We start from the raw sequence: 24,603 nt of genomic DNA on the forward strand, positions 1-24,603 counted from the left end.
TTCTCTCTGTCATACGGTTTGAGCAGGAAATAAGTTTCATTATTAAATTTCAAAACTTGATTGATCCATCCAGCTTATGCTTTTTTCTTCCTTTAAATCATCTACTAGTTGAAATAGCGCGGCATCCTTCTTTTTCGCCTCAATCATACAATGTATCTCATTAACAGAGCCTTTAATTGTATGTAAAAAATGCAGAAACATCTCTCGATCAATCGTATCCGCATGGGCACGATATTCCTTTTCAGACTTTGGACTAGAAATATGCATCTTAATGGGTAACTTTGAAAAACTCCATGTGGAAACCACTCGATCCCATTCCTTTTCCCATTCTGGATTTTCGTGATAGGCTAAGTGGTGATGATAGTCAAACACTAGTGGAATCCCTAACTTTTCACATAAGTACAAGGTATGTTCGAGATGGAAGCTGGTATCATCATTTTCTAGCATAATCATACGCTGGATGGAAGCCGGAACATAAGCCCAGTTATGTATAAACTGCTCAAGTGCTTTTTCTTTGTCCTCGTATGCACCGCCTACATGCATGACACAACGATGTTCTGGGTCAATACCCATCCCTTTGAGCAAAGCTTCATGCATTGCAAGGGTCTTAATCGAATTATTTAGTATATCGGTGCTCTTCGAGTTCAGCAGGACAAAATGATCCGGATGGAAATCCACACGGATTGGATGCTCTTGTAAATATTGCCCGATTTCTTGCAATATCCCTTTTAAGGGTCTCATATACTTCCAGTCCGACAATTCCTCATGGTTAGCAAGCGGAATGAGTTTGGAACTAAAGCGAAAGAAATGAATCTCATTCGCTACATTATGCTTAAGAAGTCGCAGGCAGTTGGATAGATTATTTATTGCTATTCGCTCTAGTTTTTGAATAGCAGCTTCTCGGTCAGCAATTTGCGAAAATTGCTTAAATGTCATGGTTTGTGAAGGTGAGGCATTTTGAAGCTCTACACTCATCGCCACATACCCCAGTCGAACAATCATTTTAGAATCACCTACGTTATCATGTTTTTGCATAGTTTGTGGCAATTTTAAAGTAGTATACCAAAAAGCCCTAACCAGGATGGTTAGGGCTTTAATATTAACGATTATAGCTGTTTGATCTTGAATCATTTCGGTTAGAACCGCTGTGGCTGTGACGGCGGTTACCTTGACTTTGGCCTTGTCTTGGCTTAAAAGAACCTTTGCTTCTGTTTTTAGAATCGTATTTACCACGGCGGTCATTACTACGGAAGTCTTTTTTCATTGGTAATGGTTTCTCTTCGGTTAACGTCACCGGTGTTGAATCCGGCTCCTTCGTTAGCATTTTGAGTACCGCTGCCACGATTGTAGATGCGTCCTGTTGCTCTAGAAGCTCATCGGCCGCCTGCTTATAATATTGTAAGTTCTCAGATTCGATTGATTGAAGAATTTTTTCGATGGCCGCTTTTTGCTGCCCTTCTAATGCCTCATCTAATGTCGGAGGCACCATTTTCTCCATCTTTCTCTTAATCGTTTTTTCTACCACTGATAGGTATGATTTTTCTCTTGGGGTAATTAACGTCATCGCCATACCTGTTTTACCCGCACGACCTGTACGACCAATACGGTGTACATAGCTTTCAGGGTCTTGTGGAATATCGAAATTGTACACGTGAGTAACACCAGAAATATCTAGTCCACGTGCAGCAACATCTGTTGCCACTAACACATCAATGGATCCTTCTTTAAACTTTTTCAAAACAGACATACGTTTTGCTTGGCTTAAATCACCATGAATTCCTTCAGCCATATACCCACGTAAATTTAAGGCTTCGGAAAGCTCATCTACTCTACGCTTTGTACGTCCAAAGACAATTGCAAGCTCTGGCGCTTGAATATTCAATAGGCGCGTTAAGATATCAAACTTACTCTTTTCCTGAACCTCTAAGTAAAATTGCTCAATGGCAGGGACTGTCATTTCCTTTGCTTTTACTTTAACAACCTCAGGGTTCTTCATAAACTTCTCAGCCATACGTTGAATTGGTGCAGGCATCGTTGCTGAGAATAACAGAGTTTGACGCTCCTCTGGAGTTTGGGCAAGAATAGACTCAATATCCTCAATAAAGCCCATGTTTAACATCTCATCTGCCTCATCCAAAATCACGGTATGTACATTTTCAAGGCGAAGTGTTTTTCGGTTAATATGATCAAGAATTCTTCCTGGAGTTCCGACAATGATTTGAGGGAATTTCTTCAGAGCACGGATTTGTCTATTGATATCTTGCCCACCATAAATGGAAAGAACTCTTGCTCGTTTTCCGTAGCCAATTTTGTATAGCTCTTCAGATACTTGGATCGCTAACTCTCTTGTTGGTGCAATAACGATTCCTTGAACCACATTTGAGTTAACATCAATCTTATCGATTAAAGGAATTCCAAAGGCAGCTGTTTTTCCAGTTCCCGTCTGCGCTTGCCCGATCAAGTCCTTGTTTTCCAAGCTAAGCGGAATGGTTTGTGCTTGTACAGGAGTCGCTTCCTCAAAGCCCATTCTCTTTAACGACTTCATCGTTGCTGGACTAATACCTAAATCTTGAAACTTTGTCATCAATGTTACCAATCTCCTTTTGTAACGAAAATATTATCCCGTGTCCACTTTCCCCGTCCTAAGGGGGACGAAGTGAAACTTTCTCTGCATACGGCATCTTATGAAAAGTGCTCTTTAGGTAAAAAAGAGCAATCAGAAGTTTCACTATGTATAAGGTAATTTAGCATCTATAAGTTAGGTTACACACCCAACCGTCTTAATCACTATAAAGTGAACAAGTATATAAAAGTGAAAAAAGACATTCCCCAAGTGGAGTATGTCCGAAAGTCATCCTTCTCGTTGTCACTTTGAAGTTATCTTACCATCTTAAGGAACTGAATGCAATGAAATAGGATTCCACCTATTCCTCCCCTTTAAGAAACGATAACACTTCTTCAAACAGTTCATTTCTCTCCTGACAGTGGCAAATCAGGTGCTTCGCATTCTGATAAAAAACCATTTTCTTTTCCGTCGCACTGATTCGATCAAAAAGGAAACGAGCACTTTTAGGAGGGACAATTCCATCCACATTTCCTTGTGCAATAAAGGTTGGTATGTGAATGTCAGGCAGCAACGGTCGAACATTAGATACTAACCGTCTGAATTGCATCGTCGCTGCTATTGGTGTTTCCTTTATTTTTCGTTTATAACGGAGGAACATTTCATTTTCCAATAACCCGCCTCTAAACGTATCTTTCACCATTTCTTTTATATCTACCGCCAGCTGCTTTGGATTCATATAATAGGCAGCCGCACTCAATAAAACCAGTTTATCGACTGGATAATGAACCGCTAAATAGCTAGCAATCATTCCACCCATTGAAAAACCAATCACATACACTTCATCGCATGTTTCTAAAAGAGACTTTAATTCTCTTTCGGCGTGATCAATCCAATCATGGTAGGCGACACCCTTTAGTTGTAGGGTTTCACCATGTCCAGGAAGAGTCGGTGTAACAATTCGCCAGTCTGTATGTTTCTGTAAAAATAAAACTAACGGCTCCACCTCAAAAGGTGCACCGGTAAAACCATGGATACATAGACAACCAATCACCTTTTTCTCACCCTTTACCAATTACTTTACATTTCTATTTTACACCCTATTTCTGTAAATGAAAGATGTATTTAATGTAATTTTACACTTTTAAGGGTTACCCAGGATTTATTAACTGTTGGGGTTGTTATTTTGTCAGAGTAGGACATTGAGATGTGCTCTCTCTTACCGTTGACCTCGGTTTCCTCCTCCAATGGGCACTGACACGCCTTCTCTCTTACCGTTCTCCTCGGTTTCCTCCTCCAATGAGCACTGACACGCCTTCTCTCTTACCGTTCTCCTCAGTTTCCTCCTCCAATGGGCACTGACACACCTTCTCTCTTACCGTTCTCCTCGGGCTCCTCCTCCAATGGGCACTGACACGCCTTCTCTCTTACCGTTCTCCTCGGGCTCCTCCTCCAATGGGCACTGAGACGTCCTCTCTCTTACCATTCTCCTCGGTTTCCTCCTCCAATGGGCACTGACACGCCTTCTCTCTTACCGTTCTCCTCAGTTTCCTCCTCCATCGGGCACTGACACGCCTTCTCTCTTACCGTTCTCCTCGGGCTCCTCCTCCAATGGGCACTGACACGCCTTCTCTCTTACCGTTCTCCTCAGTTTCCTCCTCCAATGGGCACTGACAAACCCTCTCTCTTACCTTCGACCATAGCTTTCCGCTCCAAGGGGTCATTGAGATACTTCTTTTACTTATTCTCCAATGATTTCTGCTATTCGTGAGAGTCATAATGTAGTAGGATGATAGAGTAACGCTTTAAAGAAAGGATGTTATTATGACTCTTCCATACAAAATGATTGTGTTAGATTTAGACGATACTTTGCTCAATGACGAACATTCTCTTTCAAAAAGAAACAAAGAAGCATTAATGGCCGCGCAAGAGCTTGGGGTAAAAGTGGTTCTGGCTTCTGGTCGACCAACATTCGGGATGGTCTCCATTGCGAAGGATTTACAACTAGATCAATACGGAAGCTATATACTTTCCTTTAACGGCTCAAAAATTATCAATGCTAAAACGAATGAAGAAATGTTTAATTCTACCATCTCAAGTGAAATGGCTCATCGTTTATACGACCTGAGCAAACGAGAAGGTGTGGCAATTTTATCTTATAAAGATGAATCCATTGTCATCGAAGAACCTAACGAGTATGCGGATATTGAAGCTACGATTACAGGGCTTCCGATGCAAATCGTAGATCAATTTAAGGCAACCATCACAGAGCCTGTTGTAAAAGCGATGATGCTTGCACATCCTGATGTTCTCGTAGATGTTGAACAAACGCTTGTTAAAGAAGTAGGAGAAGAAGTAAGTGTGTTCCGTTCGAAGCCTTTCTTCTTAGAATTCACGGCTCTGAACGTAACAAAAGGAACAAGCCTACATCAGTTAACTCAAAAGCTTGGAATTGCTGCTGAAGAAGTGATTGCAATCGGTGATAGTTACAACGATATTACTATGATTGAATTTGCCGGCCTTGGCGTCGCAATGGGGAACGCACCAGACGCAATCAAAGAAATCGCTAATCACGTAACAGAAACTAATAATAATGATGGTGTTGCTCAAGTGGTTGAGGAATTTATTCTTTCGAAGGTAAAGGTCGTAACTAAGTAAACTAACAAACGTCCCGGAAAAAGTTCCGGGACGTTTGTTCTATTTTATTTCTGCAACTCTTGAACTATTTCTTCCAGACGCATTCCTCTTGATGCTTTCACAAGCAAAAGAGTTTTATCGTCCGTGTATTTCTTTAGTTCGGAGATTAACTCCTGTTTATTTTCAAAAGCTTTTACTCGATCCTCTGGGAGTACAGATCTTGCACCCTCTGCTATGAATTGACCACGCTTACCATATGTAAATACATAATCGATTGCTTCCTTATTCACACCTGACCCTATTTCATAATGAAAATTCTCCTCATTTGGTCCAAGCTCAAGCATATCACCGAGAATAAGAATCTTTTTCTCATATCCAGAAAGAGTGGTAACGAGATCAATTGCTGCCCTCATGCTAGTTGGACTTGCATTATAAGCATCATTGATGATTTTCTCGCCTTTTACTCCAGAAACAAGCTCCATTCGCATGCTTGTCAGTTTCAATTGAGCAAAGCCCTCATTCATCTTTTCAAATGGAACATCAAAGTAATTCGCAATTAGCATAGAACCTAAAGCATTTAAAATATTATGGGTACCAAGAACTGGTAAATGAAACTCCTCATTACCCTTGTTCATCGTAAACGTACTACCGTCATCCTTTTGAACTATTGATACAGGGTATAAGGTATTTTCACTAGAACGACCAAATGTTTGAAGTTCAGCACTTCCCACATAATTGGATAGCCCCTTACGTAGAAGTGGCTCGTCTCCATTATAAACAATCAAGCCGTTCTCATTGATTCCTGAAACGATTTCGAGCTTTGCTTTCGCAATATTTTCCCTGCTACCTAAATCCTGTAAGTGGGATTCTCCGATATTAGTCACGATCACAACATCTGGTTTTGCTAGTTTTGATAAAAACTCAATTTCCCCTAGTGCACTCATTCCCATTTCAACAACCGCAATATCCGTGTCCTCTTCTAATCTTAACAACGTTAATGGCAAGCCAATATGATTATTAAAATTGCCTTCCGTCTTTTGTACTTTATACGAAAGAGAAAGAAGGTTCGCTGTCATATCCTTCGTTGTCGTTTTCCCGTTACTGCCTGTAATCCCTACTACTTTAACTTTAAGCTCATTTCGATAACTACGTGAAAGCTGCTGTAAGGCCTCTAACGTATCTTCAACGATTAGAATCGGAAGTCCAACCGGGGGGTTAGGCACATCCTTTTGCCATAGTGCAGCAGCCGCACCATCTTGAATAGCTGCTTCAACAAATTGGTGACCATCCGAATTGGCTCCTTTAAAAGGGACAAATAAATTCCCTTTATCAATCTTCCTCGAATCAATGGAGACTCCAGAAATTTCCACCTGTTCAAACGGACCCACTTCATTTATGACCGTCATCATCTCTGTTAGTTTTTTAATGGTTCTTTTTATCACTGTCATACCTCCCACTCAATGATGTAGGAAAACACGGCAATTACTTGCCTTGCCTCCATTAAAACGTATACTTGATTTTTTGCTTTTCCGCGTGACGCTCCTTGGCAAGGTCCACTAGCTTTTCAATTAACCTTGGATATTCCACGCCAGTATGCTTCCAAAGAAGTGGGAACATGCTAAACGGTGTGAATCCAGGCATCGTATTAACCTCATTAATATATGCCTTTCCGTCTTTTGTTAAGAAGAAATCGGCACGAACTAATCCTGAGCAATCCAGTGCTTTAAATGCTTTTATCGCTAATTCCTTCAACTGGCTGTACTCTTCCTCACTAATTTCAGCCGGAATGATTAAAGCTGTATTTCCATCTTCATATTTTGCTTTATAATCGTAAAATTCAACCTTAGGTACAATTTCTCCTGCAACTGAGCATTCAGGGTAATCATTTCCTAATACAGCAATTTCAACTTCTCTTGCTGTCACACCTTGTTCAATAATGATTTTACGATCAAATTGGAATGCTTCATTACATGCTACCGCAAGTTCCTCACGGTTTGAACATTTGCTAATTCCAACGCTTGATCCAAGATTTGCTGGTTTGACAAAGCAAGGATAGCCAAGCTCTGCTTCTACCTGATGATAAGCCTCTTCTGTATTTTGTTCAAAACTGCTGCGGATAAAAGATACATAGTTCACCTGAGGCAAACCTGCTTGCGCAAATACATTTTTCATTAAGACTTTATCCATACCTACAGAAGAAGAGAGAACTCCATTTCCTACATAAGGTAGATTTAACAGTTCTAGTAATCCTTGAACGGTTCCATCCTCTCCGTTCGGACCGTGAAGAAGTGGGAAAATGACATCATAGCCAGATTCTTCTCCCTTGCTTGATAACGCAGGTGTTAAAGCAGTTGGTGGGAGCGCATCACCTTCTGTAAAAATTAATTCTTTTACCGTTTCAACCGGACCAGTTAATAGCCCCCCACTTACCCAGCTACCTTCTTCTGTTATATAAATAGGATGTATTTCAAACTTGCTATGATCAAGTGCATTAATGACTGCTAATGCGGTTTGTAACGACACTTTATGTTCAGCAGATTTTCCACCGTATAATAACCCTAACTTCGTTTTCATAAACGTACCTCCATATAGTCATTGCCTTTACTATTTTACCACTATCTATTTTAAGAAAGGAACCGTACTTCTGTGCATTTATGTAGTTTTTTTCCCTAAGCCCTTCGTTCTATACCTATGCTATAACTAGCTTGCTTCACAACCTTATTCCTATTAACAAAATAAAAAGACGCATAAATTTATGCGCCTCAAATTTTTAAGGTGATTTCCGCTCCAGGCGCTTGCTTTCCGGGGGCGTTCGCCGAGCCTCCTCATCGCTTCGCTCTTGCGGGGTCTCGCCTGTAACGCTGATCCCCCAGGAGTCAAGCGCCTTCCGCTCCAATCGACTAGATATTCTTTAATATCAAAGCACCTAGTTAAAAAGCCTCTTCAACCAAGAGTCATTGTCTTCGTTCTCTGCTTTTGGTAGATCTTCTCCGAGTAGATCTGTCTTTCCAATTTCTTTCCCTAAAACAAGGACTTTGAGCTCGCCTACTTTTCCTTTACGCATGTCCTTTTGTTTAGATGGCTTAAATTGGACTTGAAGACTTTCTTTTTCCTCTTTTGTCATTGGGTAGACGATTTCATGTTCTGGTACAACCCCACCTAGGTAAGAGCCTTGGAAGGAGGCGAATTTCTCTTGGCTTACAACCTCTACTCGCTCATATTTTTGAAAAGCCATGTTAAACAGGGACATATGGTCTTTCCAGTCTTGTCGGTCATTGATGGTGACGACAATTAATTTCAATCCATCTTTTTCTGCCGTTGATACAAGTGTGCGTTTGGCTCGAATCGTATAGCCTGTTTTTCCACCCGTTGAATAAGGATACAAAATCGTAAGAAGCTTATTTTTATTAAACCACGTTCCGATCGAACGATTTAAACTTTTGCAATGATATTCCTTTGTTCCTGAGATTCTACGGTAATGTTCATTTTTCATGGCATATTTTGTGAGCAGGGCCATGTCATAGGCTGTAGAATAATGATTTTCATGGTCATCTAAGCCATGTGGGTTAGCAAACACCGTTTTTGTCATGCCAATTTCTTTCGCCTTTTTATTCATCATTTTCACAAAGTTATCAAGGCTTCCACCCACATGTTCTGCTATGGCCACTGCTGCATCATTTCCAGAGCGGAGCATTAATCCATATACCAAGTCTTCTAGTTTTATCTTATCCCCTGGTTCTAAATAGAGAGATGACCCTTCAGCGACAGATGCCTTCTTGCTAATGGTCACCATCTCATTCATTTTCCCAGATTCAATCGCTAAAGTAGCCGTCATAATTTTCGTGATACTTGCTATACGCATTGGCGTGTGAGCATCTCTTTCAAATAATACTCGTCCTGATTCTTGCTCCATTAATATAGCGCCTTTAGCAGCAATCGCATGGCTTTTTGTTGGAACAGCTATCACCGTTGACAAAAGTACGAGAAATACGAGTATCGATTTAAAGTGTCTCATTCTATCCCCTTTCTAACATCAGTAGCAAGGATTATTTTTTGAGTTTGAAGGTTTTTATATTCTTAATCCAATAAAAAAGCACAAAAAAATCGACCCTTTATACAAAAAGGATCGATTTCTCTTTTAAGGAATAGGAGTACATATTTCAATATAATGCCCGTCTGGATCTTCAACGTAAGCAACCTTTTGGCCCCATGGTTTCTCTGTCGGCTCAAGCAATACAGGTACTCCTGCTTGACGAAGCCGGTCCACAAGTCCCTCGACGTCCTCTGTCACAAAGCCTAACTCAAATGTATGACTCTTTTGAATACCATCTGGAATAGGCAACCCCGTAACTTCTCTTCCGCCTGCCCTTGTATTCATACTTAAGATCGTTGAGCCCGTTTCATATTCAATGTAGGAACCAAACTCATTTCGAAGCTTTAACCCAAGTAGTTCACCATAAAATTGCTTTGTTCTTTCTAAGCTTTCCACGTACAAAATGACATATCCAAGCTTAACTTCCATCGACAATCTCCTCTTCCCTACTTTTATCTAATTTCGAAACACCTTCGCACTTCTTACATATTCCACATCTTTGACACCTAAACGGAAATTTATTACTCTCGCCAAAGCAAAAAAGTAATCTGACAGGCGGTTTACATATTGTAAGCATACTGTAGGGGTGGTCGAATCAGCTTTCGCCAAACTAACTATTTGACGTTCAGCACGACGAGCAACCGTACGAGCAATATGAATAGTAGCAGAAGCCTTTGTTCCTCCTGGTAAAATAAAGCGTTCGAGAGGTGGGGCTTCCTCCGTATACACATCAATTCTTTGCTCTAAGTACTGAACCGCTTCCTCAGTAAGCTTTGAAACACGCTTGGCTGTTACATTGGCTAAATCTCCGCCGCAGTCAAATAACTCATGTTGAATTTTTTCCAAGTCGGCAAGAACATCTGCAAATACATCCTCATGAAGCTCTGCAGCCACTTGTCCGACGAAGCTATTTACTTCATCAATGGTGCCATATGCCTCCACTCGGATATCATCCTTATCCACTCTTCCACCAATGATACTTGTTTGCCCCTTGTCTCCCGTCTTTGTATAAATCTTCATTTGCTCACATCCCCTTCAAATGGATACTTTCTTTAGTGAAAAGGCTCGGTCTCCCTTTTCAAAGGCTTTTTTCAAAAATAGTAATTCATAATAAAAATCATGTGACACATTCCAGTCCCAGTATGCTCGTTCGTCTGGTGCAAACCTAGCTAATAAATGCCTTATAACACCTGCATGAGTGACAATAAAGGAACGTTGCCAATGATTATTTTTCACTTCCCTAATCATCTTGAGCCAGCCCCTATCAATTCTTCTTACAAATTGTTGAAAGCTCTCGCCATTAGGTGTGGCTGCATCTTTGTAATGATTCAGCCATTGATTATACGCTTCATTATCCTTTAAATCGTCAAAGGTGCATCCCTCAAAGTCCCCAAAATGCATCTCTCTTAGCTCGCTCATTTGAATCGGCTCTACCTCAGGAAAGAAGGCTTGTAACGTGGAAACACAACGTCCTAAATCGCTTGTAAAATAACCTTCATAAGTCGTTACTAGTGGTGAGGGTTGATGGCATAAAGGGGAATCCGTCCACCCTAGATAGGCTCTTTTTTTATTTGCCTCTGTTAAGCCATGCCTGCATAATGCCATAACCACACAATCATCCATAGCAACCATTCCGTCCCTTCTGCAGATGCTCCCAACACATCTCCGGTTATTCCGCCAAACCAGTGCACAGATTTTTTTTGGATAAATAAAAAACATAAAAAAGCACTTGCTAATAACAAAAGGAACATGGGAGTAAGTGCTGGTATGAAAAGGGTTAATCCTATTAACACGACCATACAATAGAAAGGATAACTGAGTAAAGAAATCTTACTCAATCTTTCTCTAAAAAATGCTGCAAGTCCCTCATTCTTTGCAAGTGGAGCAAGAACTAATAACGCACCAATCACTCCCCTACTGAAAAAAGGAATGAATAGTATAACTATGTACGTATAAGTATGAACAAATTGGATGATTTCATATAAAAACAAATAGCGACCACTTAACAGTACAATAGCAGATAACACACCAAATGCTCCTGTTCGAGGATCGCTCATAATTTCTAATCGTTTTTCCTTGTCCCGGTATGAAAAGAAAGCATCGCTTGCATCCATCCAACCGTCTAGATGAAGACCTCCAGTAAAGAAGATCCACGCCAACCATAAGATAAAAGCAATGGAGACGGTCGATAAGGGAGTCCACTCTATTAAGGTGAAAAGAAGAACTGAATACATGGTTCCTTGTAAAATTCCTAATAACGGGAACATGCCAACAGCACGTTTCATATGCGCGGCATCCATTGGCAAGTTCATTTTGACAGGAATTGATGTAAAAAATTGTAAGTTTAATAGAAATGCACGAACCATTTTCATGGCGCTTCCTCCAGGAACAGTTTTAAATGAATTTATACTGACGAACTCATGCCTTCTTTTCTCATTCTAGATTTCCGAATTGCTTCCGTTGTACATTCAAAAACACCTTTGCTAATTAATCGACCTAGTTGAGTAAAGGAGCCTGCATACTCGATGGATGTCCCCTTTTGGGTAGCTGCAATTAAGATGCTGTCCGTTGATGTACCTGTTGCGAGTGTCCCTGTGTTTAAGTCGAGCACCTCTTCATTTTGTAACACCTTCACTTTTACTTCTGTTGCTGTCATGATGGATTGAATAAATGCTTCCTCAGACAATTCACCGTTCACAAAGATCCACGTGTTGATGGTGCCAGGCGTATAATCATACACTTCTCGGTCAATAACAGACGCGTCTATTGCATTTCCGACACCTGCCGTCACGACGACAAAAATGGAAACATGGCCATCCACATAAAGCTTATAAGTGACATCTTCAAGCTTAACAGCAGTCATCATTCCAACTGTTTCTCCTGGAATGAAGCCATTTCTTTTTAGATAGTCGGCCATTTCTTGTTTATGGTCACTAAAATTATAGCTTTTGTCTACATGACGATTAACAAAGTTTTGGTACCAGCCTGTTCCAGAACCAATTACCCCAGAGCTCATCGTTTTTAAGGGTTGCTCCGTTTTTACTACAATTCTTTCGGATGAAGCGTGAATCACGGATGGATCAATTTGATATACCTCTTCTGACTGGTCGTTCTCCCACTCAGGCAACAGCACCATTTGTGGAACCGGAACCTTTGGATGAGGCTGTTTGGCAATTTTCGTATGGTATACGTTTTGAATTCGTTCTTGTTTTAACACTTCGTTCGGAGTATCTTCTATCACAATTTTCCCCTCCTGAAGGAGCAGAAGCCTGTCACAGTATAAGCCCGCTAAATTTAGATCATGGAAAATGGAAACGACCATTAATTCACATTCTTTAGACCACTTTTTTAACAGATCAAACAACTCTTTTTGATAGCTTAAATCTAAGTGGTTGGTCGGTTCATCCAGAAGGAGGATACGTGGTTCCTGGGCAAGCGCCTGAGCTAAGTAAACCCTTTGTCTCTCTCCACCAGATAGATCTTGAATATTTCGGTGTTGAAGGCTCAAAGTTCCCGTTTGCTCCATCACTCGTAAAACCGTTTCCTCATCTTTTGTACTCCAGCTATGAAACCAACCTTTTTGATGGGCATAACGCCCAAGCGATACGGTTTCTTTGACCGTGTAGGAAAATGGATCTGCTGCATGCTGAGGCAGCACCGCAATCAGCTTAGCCAGTTCCTTGGGAGAATAATTGGGAAGCTTAGTACCATCAATGGATATGGTTCCTTTTGAAACGGGCAGTATTCCACTAATCATTTTTAAAAGTGTGGTCTTCCCGCTTCCATTCGGTCCAAGAATACCGAGCATCTCGCCTTTTCTCACTTCAAAGGAAATATCCTTTACTATAGAATTACCAGCGTATCCGCCACTGACATGCTGAATGTGAAGCATGTTAACCACTTCTTTCTGCTCTTGTTTTTAGTAGGATCACCGCAAAGACAGGTGCCCCGATCAGAGCGGTGATCACTCCAATTGGAAGCTCGATAGGAGCAATGATGGTCCTTGACACTAGGTCAGCTAAAATTAAAAAGGCACTACCTGTCAGAACCGATAACGGAAGTAGATGTTTATGATCGGGCCCCCAAAGCATTCTCGCTAAATGCGGAATCACCAATCCAACAAATCCAATCGTACCTGAAACAGCTACGGCACTGCCGGTTAACATGGACCCCGCCATCAAAATGATATGCTTTCTGCGTTGGACATTCACTCCCAGATGATGAGCTCTTTCCTCTCCAAACGACATGGCATTTAATTCTTTTCCGTTAAAAATTAAGATGGCTGATCCTATAAGGAAGAATGGGAGGATAATTTTTATATATACCCACCCTCTCATGGAAACGCTTCCGAGTAACCAACCAATAATCTGACGTAACTCTTCACCTGTTAAGGCAATCATTAAGGAGATCAGAGCTCCTAGAAAGGAACTAAAAATGATTCCTGTTAAGATAATCGTCTCTACTCGCATGGAGCGCTCTATTTTTTGCGCAAAACCTATTACGAGAAAAATCGTTAGAAAAGAAAACAATATACTGAGAACAGGAAGTGTAAATGCTCCAATGACTGGAAGCGACAGCTGAAAAAACAGGGTAACTACTGCTCCAACTGAAGCACCCGAGGAAACTCCTAATGTATAAGGGTCTGCCAGTGGATTTCGGAGTAAACCTTGAAAGGCAGCTCCAGCAATAGCTAGAGCCGCTCCAACAAGTCCTGCTAAGATGACTCTTGGCAGGCGAATATTCGAAACGATGTTTACGTGCATTTGGTCAATTCCATCTAGTGAAACAAACGGAAAGAGTTGGGCAAGTAAAATTTGAATTGTACTTAAGATGGGAACTTTCACGGTTCCTAGTGAAATGCCTAGTACAATCGCCAATAGGAGAAACGAGGCTCCCATGGTGTAGGCTGCTAATCGATTAGTTATTAAATACTTCCGGATATACGGCTTTTGCAAGTTCCTCTACCCCTTCAACGACCCTTGGACCTGGTCTGTTAACAAGATCTGGATTAACAGCAACCACCTGCTTATTTTTGATCGCACTCACATCCGCCCAACCTTCTCTTGCCATTAGCTGACCAACAGGGTCTTCAATGTAATTATAAGTAGCAATAATGACATCAGGATTACGTTCAAGGATAGATTCTTGGTCAATGCTTGGCCAGCCGTCAAGATCTCCCGTCGCATTTTCTGCATTTATGGTTTGTAGCATGACATCCATGAAGGTGTTCTTACCAACTGAATAGATATCTGGAGATGGAGATATTTCAATATATACCTTTTTCTTTTCTGTTACTGTTGCAGCTTTTTCCTTAATTTCATCAATCTTGGCTTTCATGTCAGCAGTTAATGCTTCTGCTGCTTCTGTGGTTCCTGTCAGTTGACCGATGATACCAATTGTATCGTAGACATCTTCAAAATTAACGGCATCATTTACGATGAAAACCGCGATACCAGCATCCCTCATTTGCTGAAAACCAGCTTCAGAAGAGGTTGCTGAAGATTCGTGTGCTAACACTAAGTCTGGATTAAGGGCAATAACTTTTTCAACATCTATGTTAAAATCGCCTACTTTTTCGACTTCTGCTGTTTCTTCTGGGTACGTATCATTTGTTGTTAACCCGACAACTTTATCTCCTAGGCCCAATTCGTAAATAATTTCTGTGTTACTAGGAATTAGAGAAATGATTGAGGTTGGTTCTTCCTCTATTACTACTTCATTGTCTAACGCATCTTTGATCGTAACTGGAAAAGCTGCTTGTTCCGTTTGCCCTTCTGTGCTTTTGTTATCTTCTGCCTTTTCCGTTGTGCTCCCACAACCAGCAAGAATCCCTAGTGATAGTACGAGTAATGCAAATAGTGCGTAAAACTTTTGACGCATGTTCTTTCCCCCTATGATATGTACAAAATAAAAAGCATCTTCCTACAAGGCAGGAAGATGCTGGTATGATAGACATTTTACACTAATTGGAAATAATAGAATAGGTAACAGTCTGCCACACCACTCCTATCCTCGTAGGAAATTCGGTGTAAAGCAATAGGCGAGTCTCCTGGCTTATGATCATTGCTTGCTGCACCTTCCCATACTTATTACGTACAGTGGTATTACTGGCAGCTTGCTCCCATTTACAGTGGCGGGACCGCGTTGGAATTTCACCAACTTCCTTTTTAAGTCTTCAATAATGAAGACACCTACTACTAGTCGAATTATGAAGTTTTCTGCTACGTCTGATTATACACCAACCAAGCCCCAAAAACGCAACCCCTTTTTCACAAAAAGGTGACAGACACCCTTCGTGGACAAAATCGGGCAAAATGTCCACGGAGGGTGTCTGTCACCGCTCGTGGACACTTTGCCACTATTTGTCCGTATGGAGTGGACAGTAACTTCTTATTGTGAAGAGGTTTTGCATAGCATAATATGGAATATATACAACATAGCGCGGAGGTCATGTTCTATGGTAGTAGTGGTTTATTTCTTCGTTTCCTACTTCATTGGATGCATCATGTTTGGATACATTATTGGAAGATTGTTTGGAAAGATGGATATTCGAAAGGTAGGCAGCGGTAACGTGGGTGCCCGTAATATCGGACGAAGCTTAAATAAGACGGCCTTTGTCGCTACTTTTTTAGGTGACGCGTCTAAAGGAGTAGCGGTTATCCTTCTTGGCAGAATGCTAGGCTTTTCAGAGGAGATTCAATTAGATGGATTTCTCTTTGTCCTTATAGGACATATTTGGCCCATCACCCTTTCCTTTCAGGGCGGAAAAGGGATCTCCAGCTTTCTTGGGGGAATCATTGCTTTTGAACCGACCGTAACCATTGTGATTCTCGTAAGCTTCGCCATCACCTATCCCATGTTCCGCAGCTTTACGATATCTGGTCTACTAAGCCTATGCATTCTTCCGGTCTATTTCTTTATTGCATCATATACATACACATCCGTCGGAATGATCGCACTCACAGTTATCACAATTCTTTTTGCTCATCGAACAAATATAAAAGAAAGAGTATAGGGGGAAACCAAATGGGCTTGCTTTTCAAAATTGCAAGAAGCGAGGAAGAAATGGAGCAAATTCACAAACTAAATTATCGTACCTTCGTCGAAGAAATTCCACAGCACCCAAAGTCAGATACAGAGAGAAGAGTGGACCCTTTTCACGCTGAAAATACGTATCTGATCTGCTTAAAAAACAAACAACTGATTGGAATGATTGCTGTTCGTGACAAGCGACCTTTTTCCATTGATAAAAAAATTGGTCCTGTAGAAGATCATCTTCCTTTTCAAGCTCATCTATTGTGTGAAATTCGCCTCCTCGCGGTTGATGCAAAAAATCGAAACGGAAGAGTGTTTCTAGGACTTTCACAATTATTAGCCAACTACTGTATCAAACAAGGATATGACGCAGCCGTTATCTCAGGAACCACCAGACAAACCAAACTGTATACACAACTCGGATTTACCGTGTTTCATGATCCAGTCGGAACAGAAGATGCACAATTTCATCCTATGTATATCACCAGAGACACCTTTGAAAAACAGGTCTCTTCTCGCATAGGGATTTCTTCCAGCCGGTTTCTCCCCGGACCCATTATGGTCACTGAGGATGTGACAAAAGCACTTATCAGTCCACCGATTTCACATCGTTCTAAAGCCTTTCTAGCATTATTTAATTCTGTAAAAGAAAAACTTCTGAGATTAACAAAAGCGGCAAATTGTCAGCTTCTTCTTGGATCTGGAACGCTTGCGAATGAAGTCATCGCCATGCAGCTGAAAAAACTTTCGAACGGAGTCATTTTTATTAACGGGGAGTTCGGAAAGCGACTCCATGGCCACGCTTTCCGTGCTGGCTTAAGTTTTGAAAGCTACGAAATACCGTGGGGAACATCATTTACTCTACAAGAAATAAAAGAGGTTATAAACAAGCATAACCCTGAGTGGATCTGGTTTACCCATTGCGAAACATCGACTGGTATTCTAAACTCCTTGGATGATATGCAAAAAGCCTGCATGGAGAAAGATATAAAAATCTGTGTTGATGCTATAAGTTCCATAGGAGCTAGCCCATTAAATCTCTCAAATATCTTCCTTGCCTCAGGAGTTAGCGGAAAAGCACTAGGCTCGTATTCAGGGCTGTCCATTGTGTTTCATCAGCATTACATGAAAAAAGATAATAATATTCCCAGCTATCTGGATCTCGGATGGTATATTGAGAACGACGGAGTCCCTTTTACACATTCATCCAATCTCATCTCCGCCCTTCACCAGGCACTAGAAGCCTATGAAGAGGACCAGCCATTTGAAAGAATTGGCCGTCAATATCTTTATATTCGAGAGTTTCTTGAATCTCATGGTATTCGGGTACTATCTAAGATAGAGCACTCTTGTCCGACCATTATGACCATTCCATTTCCAACAAAAATACCCTCATCCTTTATCGGTGAGGATATGGAGATGAATGGCTATTTATTACATTATGAAAGTGCATATTTGAAACACAATAACTGGATTCAAATCTCTCCTATTAATCCTATTGAAGAGAAAGAGACACAGCGCATGCTATCCCAGCTTAATGAACTAGTTACATACTATCAGTCTCTATAAAACCCTGAGTGTCCACCCCACGTGGACAAATCAGCCCGATTTGTCCACGAAGGGTGTCTGTCACCTTTTTTACTGCCATTGCTTTGTTTTTTTGTCGAATGTGAGGGTGGCGTCAAATTTGGTTTTAGACAGTTTTTCGTATTCCTCGAACATATCGTCCATATTCATATAGTCGCCAATAACCCAAATAGGAACCTCAATCTTTGTTCTGCTTTGTACCGCATCTTTAAAAGATAGTAAGATTCCCTCTTTCATCAATGGTTTTAACGAAAGAGATATATCGATATCCATCGGAGGGTACTCCCTCTTTTTTTTCAACCCTAGTATTCCTTTTTCTGGTTTGAACTCATTTAACTTCTCAGGCACGAGATCAGATAGTAGCCGATAAAAATCGGTTAATGTCCGGTAATAAACCTTATTCCACCATCCATCATCATGAGCAAAATAACCATATCTATTTCTCAAATGTCGGTTAAATGGCTGCTTGAGTTGCTCCTTCATATGCCCCATATAAAGTAACTCGGCAATCTCCTCGCCAGATAAGGCATTTACTCCTTCAAGCTCCTCAAAATCCACCCAGCAAAAATCTCCATAACCATGTACATCGTCACTGATAAGCCGATGCAGTTTCTCTTTAGGGACGTATTCTAGTAATGTGTGACGATTAAACTCTCCCGATTCGTAAGCATGTTTAATCAACAAAAGATGATTCAAAGAATCGGAAAGAGACCGAGCAAACTCTTTAAATTCAATCCCGTGTGTAAGAACATATTGTTCACCTTCATTAAGGAATATGTAGAGAAGATCGCGTTTCTCCTGATTGCTTTTTTTCACCTAGTAAACCTCCACAAAAATAGTAATATCTCCCTTAGTTATGACGAATGAACGTATAAAAAAGTTTCGATGAATTTCCCGCACTGTTCTTCTAAATAAAACTATACTATTGTAAAAGCACTATATAATTCAAGCACAATGTTTACAATTCACAAACTTTTATTAAACATCCATTTTAAAATGAATTGTTTTTCTCTATAATTAGCATGTTACTTTAAAAAATGAACTTCCCACCTGAGAGGTGATACGTATGATTACTAACATGACAGAAAACCAAATTACCCTATATATCATTAAAGTGCTAAAAGAATCCAAACGCCGAGAATTTGATACGATATTGGATGAGCTTCAGCCTTATGATGTCGCAAGAATATATGGGGAGTTGCCCGAAAAACACAAAAAAAGGTTTTTATTATATTTAAATATAGACATGCTTGCCGACCTCATTGAGGAATTAAGCAAAACCGAACAGCTAGATGTTCTAAATCGACTAGGTATTGAACGTTCAGGTAAAGTCCTCGATGAAATGGATAACGATGACCTCGCCTCTTTGCTTGATGACCTGTCACCTGAAAAAATCAGCCAGCTCTTATCTGGAATGAAAAAAGAAGAATCTAAAGCCGTTCAAGATATCATGAATTATCCTCCTGAAACAGCCGGGCGATTGATGACGAACCGTTTTGTATGGATAAGAGATTACTATACCGTTAAGGAAGCGGTAACGAAGCTCAAATCGTTTACCGACTATGCAGAAACCATTAATTATCTGTATGTAATCGACCAATACCGTAAATTGGTTGGAGTTGTTTCCTACCGTGATATTTTAATGGCAGAAGCAGATGCAGTGATTCGTAATATTATGTACGAACGAGTCATTTCTGTTTCAGTCGATACGGACCAAGAAGAAGTTGCCATGCTTATTCAACGCTATGATTTCATGGCCATTCCTGCTGTAAACGAAGAAAATGTACTTATGGGTATTATTACCGTTGATGATATTATTGATGTTGTTATTCAAGAAGCAAATGAAGATATCGAAAAGCTTTCCGCTTCAGGGAAATCGATTGATTTTGATACAAAGGCCTATGTGGCTGCTTATAGAAGACTTCCATGGCTCATTCTTTTATTACTCATTGGCATTTTATCTGGAAGCATCATAAGTACGTATCAAGAAACACTTAAAGAGATAGTAGCACTAGCATTCTTCATTCCTATGATATCCGGAATGACCGGAAACACCGGTACACAATCCTTAGCCGTGGTGGTTCGTGGTCTTGTTTCGAATGATATTAACAAACGCGTGATCACGAAATTGGTTCTTAGAGAGCTTGGTGTTGGTGTCATTATTGGTATTACCTGCGGAATCCTTATTTCTCTTATCGCATTTATCTGGCAGGGCAATTTAATGATTGGCCTTGTAGTCGGCATCTCCTTGCTTCTTACTCTGATTATCGGTACCTTAGCAGGAACAGTTATCCCATTGATTCTTTATCGACTGCAAATCGATCCAGCCATTGCTTCTGGACCTCTTATCACAACGCTAAATGATATTTTTTCACTTCTAACCTATTTTGGGATTGCTACGCTTTTCCTACATCATATACAGTAAAGAGGCACGAAGCCATCGAGCGCTTCGTGCTTTTATTTTGCCTCCTCAGCCACTACTTCTTTTTTTAACTTTTTCTTAAAAAAGAACCCCATAACAAGAATCAAGAAAGGCAGCCCAACAGCAACACCAATGCTAATATACACCCACCATCCCTCTAAAAAATCAACCGCACGATTTTTATCAAAGTTGATCCAATAACCAAACGCATGGAGAATAATAGCAGTAGGAAGAATCACTTTTCGATAATCCTTTAAACCAAGTATCTTTTGCATAGCGACTGAAGCACATAACAAACTCATCATAATCTGGGTAAGAATCGATAAGGCAAAGAAAGCGATCATAATCATTTCGTATCGATGAACAAAATAACCAATTTGCGCACTTCTAGCCATTTGCATACATGAAACAATATATTGTGCAGCGGTCTCAGGAGACAATACGCCTGCTTCTAGAATGGGCCACATGATGATGAATACCATTCCATAACCAATCCCAGCAAACCCCATTTTCCCCCAAGTTTCCTTATTGGCAACCATAGGCAATATGATTCCCGCCATAATGGTAGCCATAGCCCAATCCGTATTATGATGTCTACTTGCCCAAACCGTTCTTAAAAAACCCATCTGAAACGTTGGACGCAATTCTCTAATATCGAACTCTGACAGTGACCCAAGCATTAACAAGATATTTAAAGCGATAATCGAAAACACACCAATTAAAGCCATTCTAGCTATTACTTCTACTCCAAAATAAATCGCATATGTCCCTATTAAAAAGGCTGCAAGTATAAACAATAAAGTCGGTGCTTCTGGCAGGAAATAATCCTTTAAGTGAAAAACAAAGGTTGACATAACTGGTCCATAGGCAGCTAGGAAGAATATAAAGGTGATAAGCGCTACAAATTTCCCAAACCATTTACCGAGTATCCTTGCCGATTGGTCAATTAAGTCCCCCTCCGGCATTCGACGGATGACAAAGATCACCAAGAACATGATCACTCCACCTTGAATGGTCGCAATTAGGGTTGAAATCCATATATCACCACCTACTTCTCTAGCCATCGATCCTTGCGTCACACCAATTGCCTTTGCATAGATCATATTGATTATTAATGCCATAAACATACCGTTTGAAATTTGTACTTTCATTAGTTTGCACTATTCTCCTTTTTACCGGAGTTCGTTTCCTCCCATAACAGAACTGAATCCTTAATCTCCACATTTACAGAAACTTTGATATCGACCGTAGGGAATACTTCCTCCCAATCATCAGCAACTTGTTTCCAGTATCCTGGATAATCATTGTGGAATACTTTCCCGAGCTCGAGTACATCTGTTTTATACTCCTTTTGAACCTTATTAACAGTCGTTTCTATTTCCTTTTTCAATTTTTTCTCAACCGCTTTTTCTACTTCTGTTACTTGTTCTTGATCATCTATAGAAAATGGACAACCCGCTTCAACCACCACGGCTAAAGAGTCAAACTCAGCGGTAAAGCTTATTTGGCTACCTTTGAAGTGAGGAGTAACCTGAAACATCTGGTCCCTAAGCTCTACACTTATCGTTCGTTCAGGTTTACTTGTACATGGGGTGGTAACGACACCAGACTGTAATCTTTCTGTAAAAAGCATTAACGCCCTTGTTTCTTCTGGTTTTAAGATTCCAACTAAACGATCTTCCTGAAAGACTCCTGCCCCAGCCAAGTCTACTTGTTTGATCGTAGGGCCCTTTTCCGGCTTTTTGTTAGAGACCATCACTTCCTTCAAGGTAACTCTAGCGATAATCGGTTGTGAGCTTTGACTTAAGTAGGCGGCCTGAACATCCATAATTTGTGTATTCGGAGCAACATTTGAAATTTCCCCATATCGAAAGAGTTTATTCACCGCTTCACCTGGTATGAGTTCCAACCCCGTAACGGTTGAGACTAACGTACTTGCCTTCTCTGGCGTGATAACAACCCACGTTCTCATCCGGAGTTCAGGGTTTCTTGTGAAAAAATCAATCACCTGCGCAATTCCATCCTTGGCCAAATCTTCATTTATGACAATCACTTGATTATGAGCCCAAAAAACATTTCTTGTGGTAAAGGAAGAAAGATCACGAATTGCGTCAAACAAAGACTCACCTTGTCCTACAATGGTGAGAATTGGCTCCCCCGTCTGCCCAGAAGGAGCACCTGTCTGACCCCTGGCATCTGCTGGTCGAGCGATCTGTGCCGTCACCTTAAAGGAGTTCTCTTCCTCTCCTTTATCAATCCCTACAGCCATCACCAAGGCTAGGTCATTTAACTCTCTCTTCCCTGCACATCCCGTTAATAGGAGAATTATGATCAATAAAAGAGACCACTTTAGGTATCTTTTCATTCTTCATCCTCCCCCTTAAGCTTGATTACATGGCGTTTCTTTTTCCTAGGTGATTGTCCTCCACCTTTTGGATCACTTTCTTTACTTTTACCCCCTTCTTTAGAATAAGGATCTGTATTAGGAGGCTCTGGAAATTGATGATCACCTACACGTTTCTCATCCCCTGTAACCCCAACTGGCCTCGCCTGCATTTTCCACCAAGGAAAGCGAATGATGGTATCCTTCTGATCTTTAGGTTGGAAAGGGGTTGCGGGCGCTAAGTAGGACTCCCCGAAAGAGCGAAGAGTAAGAGCATGAATGGCTAATAGAGCAAACATGGCAGAAAAACCGAGCAATCCAAGTGTCCCAGCTGCAATTAGCAACGGAAAACGGATAAGACGAATCGAGAATGATGCCGCATAGTTAGGAATAGCAAACGAAGCAATACCCGTTAAAGCAACGATAATAACCATAAACGGAGAAACAATCCCTGCTTGAACAGCTGCTTGGCCAATGACAAGAGATCCTACGATACTTACTGCTTGACCAACAGGCTTAGGCATCCGAAGTCCTGCTTCCCTCATCAATTCAAAGGAGATTTCCATCATTAATGCTTCTAGTAAAACCGGAAAAGGAACAACCTCACGGCCGGAGGCAATAGTCAAAATCAATTGGGTAGGAATCATCTCTTGATGAAAGCTTACGAGCATCACATAAATGGAGGTAAGAGTTAAGCTCAGTACAAAGGCCAAATATCGTATAAAGCGAAAAAAACTGCCGGTCATATAACGCGAATAATAATCATCACTTGCCTGTAAAAACTGCCAAAAGAAGCTGGGAACTACCAATACGAAAGGTGTATTGTCAACAAAAATAGCCACTCTTCCTTCTAGAATAGACGATGCTACTTTATCTGGTCTTTCTGTACTTTGTACGGTAGTAAAAGGAGATCTAGGTGCATCTTCAATTAATTCTTCGATATATCCACTTTCTAAAATGGCATCGATCCTAATATCTCGTAACCTCTTCTTTACCTCTTCAACCAAACCTTCCTTCACGATGTCTTCTATATACGCAATATTGATATCTGTCTTTGAGCGCGTCCCGATATTCATTTGCTCTATCCGAAGCTTCGGGTCTCGAATTCTTCGTCTGACAAGTGCCGTATTGGTTCGAATGCTTTCTGTAAATCCGTCTCTTGGACCACGAACAACCTGCTCTGTCTGCGGTTCATTTACCCCTCTTTTTTCCCACCCTTTTGTTTGTATAACGAAAACTTCATCGCTTCCATCAAGAATCAGGACTGCGACTCCGGAAAGGATTCCATCTACAGCTTGACTAACCTCTTTGACAACCTGAAAAGATGCATTAGTAAGCATATGTTCCTTCAGCAATGCTAATGGAGGACCCGAGGGTAAGGTCGAATGATGCAGTAACAGATTTCCCTTATATAGTAGGTCACTAATAAAAAGTTCTATTTGTGTAACATCGACTAATCCATCCGTGTAATAACAAATCGCTTGAACATTTTTATGCTCATGAAAGGTAATACGCCGTTTGACTAGGTCGACACTGTTTCCCAAAATACCAGTCATCAAATCTTCATTATCTTGCAAATTTCTAAAAAAGTGATCCTTCTCTTCCACTGCAGTCATAAATTGAAAACTCCTAAGATGATTATTTCCACATATATTACTCTCTTACTTTTTTTGTCCAACTACTCCATATTCTAGTCAGGTTTTCGGTTTATTTCCTGAAACGTTTGGAGAACATGTAGCCAAACAGATAGAAGAAAAGGCGGATGGTTATGGAATTTTATAGTACTTGGGTATACCGGTATATCCTGAATGCGGAATGGGCCATATGGTCATTTGTTGTCTTAATTATGGCTTTAAACCTTCTTGCTCCAATCTTTATATGGT

21 protein-coding genes and 1 riboswitch are annotated in these 24,603 nt (G+C 40.7%); of the genes, 4 read left to right on the forward strand and 17 right to left on the reverse strand.

Annotated features, from left to right (window positions below; genetic code table 11):
- Positions 1–42: 42 nt before the first annotated feature.
- From uvsE to M3175_RS21215, 3 genes are all read right to left on the reverse strand, one after another.
- Positions 43–1,002: a UV DNA damage repair endonuclease UvsE gene (gene uvsE / locus M3175_RS21205; protein WP_251523322.1), complete on the reverse strand. Its 960-nt coding sequence runs from the start codon at positions 1,000–1,002 to the stop codon at positions 43–45.
- A gap of 97 nt (positions 1,003–1,099) precedes the next feature.
- Positions 1,100–2,584, reverse strand: coding sequence for a degradosome RNA helicase CshA (gene cshA / locus M3175_RS21210; RefSeq protein ID WP_251523324.1), 1,485 nt, complete (start codon positions 2,582–2,584; stop codon positions 1,100–1,102).
- Positions 2,585–2,924: 340 nt separating this feature from the next.
- Complete coding sequence (locus tag M3175_RS21215; protein WP_251523435.1) at positions 2,925–3,617, reverse strand: alpha/beta hydrolase; 693 nt, start codon at positions 3,615–3,617, stop codon at positions 2,925–2,927.
- 770 nt (positions 3,618–4,387) lie between these two features.
- Between M3175_RS21215 and M3175_RS21220 the strand changes: the two genes are divergently transcribed.
- Positions 4,388–5,221 (forward strand): Cof-type HAD-IIB family hydrolase, encoded by an 834-nt coding sequence (locus tag M3175_RS21220; RefSeq protein WP_251523326.1) that lies wholly within the window; start codon positions 4,388–4,390, stop codon positions 5,219–5,221.
- 44 nt (positions 5,222–5,265) lie between these two features.
- Here the strand turns inward: M3175_RS21220 and M3175_RS21225 are convergent, their stop codons facing one another.
- The 10 genes from M3175_RS21225 to M3175_RS21270 all read right to left on the reverse strand — a co-directional run bounded on the left by M3175_RS21225 (position 5,266) and on the right by M3175_RS21270 (position 15,173).
- Entirely contained in the window at positions 5,266–6,642 is a 1,377-nt protein-coding gene (locus M3175_RS21225; protein ID WP_251523328.1) for a UDP-N-acetylmuramoyl-tripeptide--D-alanyl-D-alanine ligase, read from the reverse strand.
- Between the two features lie 58 nt (positions 6,643–6,700).
- Entirely contained in the window at positions 6,701–7,774 is a 1,074-nt protein-coding gene (locus tag M3175_RS21230; RefSeq protein WP_251523330.1) for a D-alanine--D-alanine ligase, read from the reverse strand.
- Positions 7,775–8,126: 352 nt separating this feature from the next.
- Complete coding sequence (locus M3175_RS21235) at positions 8,127–9,215, reverse strand: D-alanyl-D-alanine carboxypeptidase family protein (protein WP_251523332.1); 1,089 nt, start codon at positions 9,213–9,215, stop codon at positions 8,127–8,129.
- Positions 9,216–9,338: 123 nt separating this feature from the next.
- On the reverse strand, positions 9,339–9,722 hold the full coding sequence (locus tag M3175_RS21240) for a VOC family protein (RefSeq protein WP_251523334.1): 384 nt from the start codon (positions 9,720–9,722) through the stop codon (positions 9,339–9,341).
- A gap of 27 nt (positions 9,723–9,749) precedes the next feature.
- Positions 9,750–10,313, reverse strand: a complete 564-nt coding sequence (locus M3175_RS21245) for a cob(I)yrinic acid a,c-diamide adenosyltransferase (RefSeq protein WP_251523337.1) — start codon at positions 10,311–10,313, stop codon at positions 9,750–9,752.
- 15 nt (positions 10,314–10,328) lie between these two features.
- Entirely contained in the window at positions 10,329–10,898 is a 570-nt protein-coding gene (locus M3175_RS21250) for a histidine phosphatase family protein (protein WP_251523339.1), read from the reverse strand.
- Positions 10,874–11,665, reverse strand: coding sequence for an adenosylcobinamide-GDP ribazoletransferase (gene cobS, locus M3175_RS21255; RefSeq protein ID WP_251523341.1), 792 nt, complete (start codon positions 11,663–11,665; stop codon positions 10,874–10,876). Before cobS ends, M3175_RS21250 begins: the two co-directional genes overlap by 25 nt.
- Positions 11,666–11,697: 32 nt before the next feature.
- Complete coding sequence (locus M3175_RS21260; protein ID WP_251523343.1) at positions 11,698–13,185, reverse strand: adenosylcobinamide amidohydrolase; 1,488 nt, start codon at positions 13,183–13,185, stop codon at positions 11,698–11,700.
- A gap of 1 nt (position 13,186) precedes the next feature.
- Positions 13,187–14,248, reverse strand: coding sequence for a FecCD family ABC transporter permease (locus tag M3175_RS21265; RefSeq protein WP_251523345.1), 1,062 nt, complete (start codon positions 14,246–14,248; stop codon positions 13,187–13,189).
- Positions 14,211–15,173, reverse strand: a complete 963-nt coding sequence (locus tag M3175_RS21270; RefSeq protein ID WP_251523347.1) for an ABC transporter substrate-binding protein — start codon at positions 15,171–15,173, stop codon at positions 14,211–14,213. The genes M3175_RS21265 and M3175_RS21270 overlap by 38 nt, the downstream gene beginning before the upstream one ends.
- A gap of 142 nt (positions 15,174–15,315) precedes the next feature.
- A riboswitch (cobalamin riboswitch) is annotated at positions 15,316–15,503 on the reverse strand.
- 247 nt (positions 15,504–15,750) lie between these two features.
- Between M3175_RS21270 and M3175_RS21275 the strand changes: the two genes are divergently transcribed.
- Together M3175_RS21275 and M3175_RS21280 are read left to right on the forward strand one after the other, a co-directional pair.
- On the forward strand, positions 15,751–16,308 hold the full coding sequence (locus M3175_RS21275) for a glycerol-3-phosphate acyltransferase (protein ID WP_251523349.1): 558 nt from the start codon (positions 15,751–15,753) through the stop codon (positions 16,306–16,308).
- A gap of 11 nt (positions 16,309–16,319) precedes the next feature.
- Positions 16,320–17,897: an aminotransferase class V-fold PLP-dependent enzyme gene (locus M3175_RS21280; RefSeq protein WP_251523351.1), complete on the forward strand. Its 1,578-nt coding sequence runs from the start codon at positions 16,320–16,322 to the stop codon at positions 17,895–17,897.
- A gap of 69 nt (positions 17,898–17,966) precedes the next feature.
- Here the strand turns inward: M3175_RS21280 and M3175_RS21285 are convergent, their stop codons facing one another.
- Positions 17,967–18,731, reverse strand: coding sequence for a hypothetical protein (locus tag M3175_RS21285; RefSeq protein WP_251523353.1), 765 nt, complete (start codon positions 18,729–18,731; stop codon positions 17,967–17,969).
- Positions 18,732–18,981: 250 nt separating this feature from the next.
- On the opposite strand from M3175_RS21285, the gene mgtE reads away from it, so the two are divergent.
- Positions 18,982–20,340, forward strand: coding sequence for a magnesium transporter (mgtE, locus tag M3175_RS21290; RefSeq protein WP_251523355.1), 1,359 nt, complete (start codon positions 18,982–18,984; stop codon positions 20,338–20,340).
- A 32-nt stretch (positions 20,341–20,372) separates the two neighbouring features.
- On the opposite strand, the gene M3175_RS21295 is transcribed toward mgtE, so the two are convergent.
- From M3175_RS21295 to M3175_RS21305, 3 genes are read right to left on the reverse strand one after another with little or no spacing between them, the layout of a single operon-like run.
- Entirely contained in the window at positions 20,373–21,488 is a 1,116-nt protein-coding gene (locus M3175_RS21295) for a GerAB/ArcD/ProY family transporter (protein ID WP_251523357.1), read from the reverse strand.
- A complete protein-coding gene (locus tag M3175_RS21300; protein WP_251523359.1) occupies positions 21,488–22,702 on the reverse strand; it encodes a Ger(x)C family spore germination protein in 1,215 nt (404 codons plus the stop codon). Before M3175_RS21300 ends, M3175_RS21295 begins: the two co-directional genes overlap by 1 nt.
- Positions 22,699–24,336, reverse strand: a complete 1,638-nt coding sequence (locus tag M3175_RS21305; RefSeq protein ID WP_251523361.1) for a spore germination protein — start codon at positions 24,334–24,336, stop codon at positions 22,699–22,701. The genes M3175_RS21300 and M3175_RS21305 overlap by 4 nt, the downstream gene beginning before the upstream one ends.
- Positions 24,337–24,603: the final 267 nt, after the last annotated feature.

The organism is Robertmurraya korlensis, from assembly GCF_023715225.1.
Lineage (GTDB): Bacteria > Bacillota > Bacilli > Bacillales > Cytobacillaceae > Robertmurraya_A.

Excerpts from the sequence above, each read along its gene's own strand:
- uvsE (WP_251523322.1), bottom strand. The coding sequence starts at position 1,002 with ATGATTGTTCGACTGGGGTATGTGGCGATGAGTGTAGAGCTTCAAAAT.
- cshA (WP_251523324.1), bottom strand. The coding sequence starts at position 2,584 with ATGACAAAGTTTCAAGATTTAGGTATTAGTCCAGCAACGATGAAGTCG.
- M3175_RS21220 (WP_251523326.1), top strand. The coding sequence starts at position 4,388 with ATGACTCTTCCATACAAAATGATTGTGTTAGATTTAGACGATACTTTG.
- M3175_RS21230 (WP_251523330.1), bottom strand. The coding sequence starts at position 7,774 with ATGAAAACGAAGTTAGGGTTATTATACGGTGGAAAATCTGCTGAACAT.
- M3175_RS21235 (WP_251523332.1), bottom strand. The coding sequence starts at position 9,215 with ATGAGACACTTTAAATCGATACTCGTATTTCTCGTACTTTTGTCAACG.
- M3175_RS21240 (WP_251523334.1), bottom strand. The coding sequence starts at position 9,722 with ATGGAAGTTAAGCTTGGATATGTCATTTTGTACGTGGAAAGCTTAGAA.
- M3175_RS21245 (WP_251523337.1), bottom strand. The coding sequence starts at position 10,313 with ATGAAGATTTATACAAAGACGGGAGACAAGGGGCAAACAAGTATCATT.
- M3175_RS21250 (WP_251523339.1), bottom strand. The coding sequence starts at position 10,898 with ATGGCATTATGCAGGCATGGCTTAACAGAGGCAAATAAAAAAAGAGCC.
- cobS (WP_251523341.1), bottom strand. The coding sequence starts at position 11,665 with ATGAAAATGGTTCGTGCATTTCTATTAAACTTACAATTTTTTACATCA.
- M3175_RS21260 (WP_251523343.1), bottom strand. The coding sequence starts at position 13,185 with ATGCTTCACATTCAGCATGTCAGTGGCGGATACGCTGGTAATTCTATA.
- M3175_RS21270 (WP_251523347.1), bottom strand. The coding sequence starts at position 15,173 with ATGCGTCAAAAGTTTTACGCACTATTTGCATTACTCGTACTATCACTA.
- M3175_RS21275 (WP_251523349.1), top strand. The coding sequence starts at position 15,751 with ATGGTAGTAGTGGTTTATTTCTTCGTTTCCTACTTCATTGGATGCATC.
- M3175_RS21280 (WP_251523351.1), top strand. The coding sequence starts at position 16,320 with ATGGGCTTGCTTTTCAAAATTGCAAGAAGCGAGGAAGAAATGGAGCAA.
- mgtE (WP_251523355.1), top strand. The coding sequence starts at position 18,982 with ATGATTACTAACATGACAGAAAACCAAATTACCCTATATATCATTAAA.
- M3175_RS21295 (WP_251523357.1), bottom strand. The coding sequence starts at position 21,488 with ATGAAAGTACAAATTTCAAACGGTATGTTTATGGCATTAATAATCAAT.
- M3175_RS21300 (WP_251523359.1), bottom strand. The coding sequence starts at position 22,702 with ATGAAAAGATACCTAAAGTGGTCTCTTTTATTGATCATAATTCTCCTA.
- M3175_RS21305 (WP_251523361.1), bottom strand. The coding sequence starts at position 24,336 with ATGACTGCAGTGGAAGAGAAGGATCACTTTTTTAGAAATTTGCAAGAT.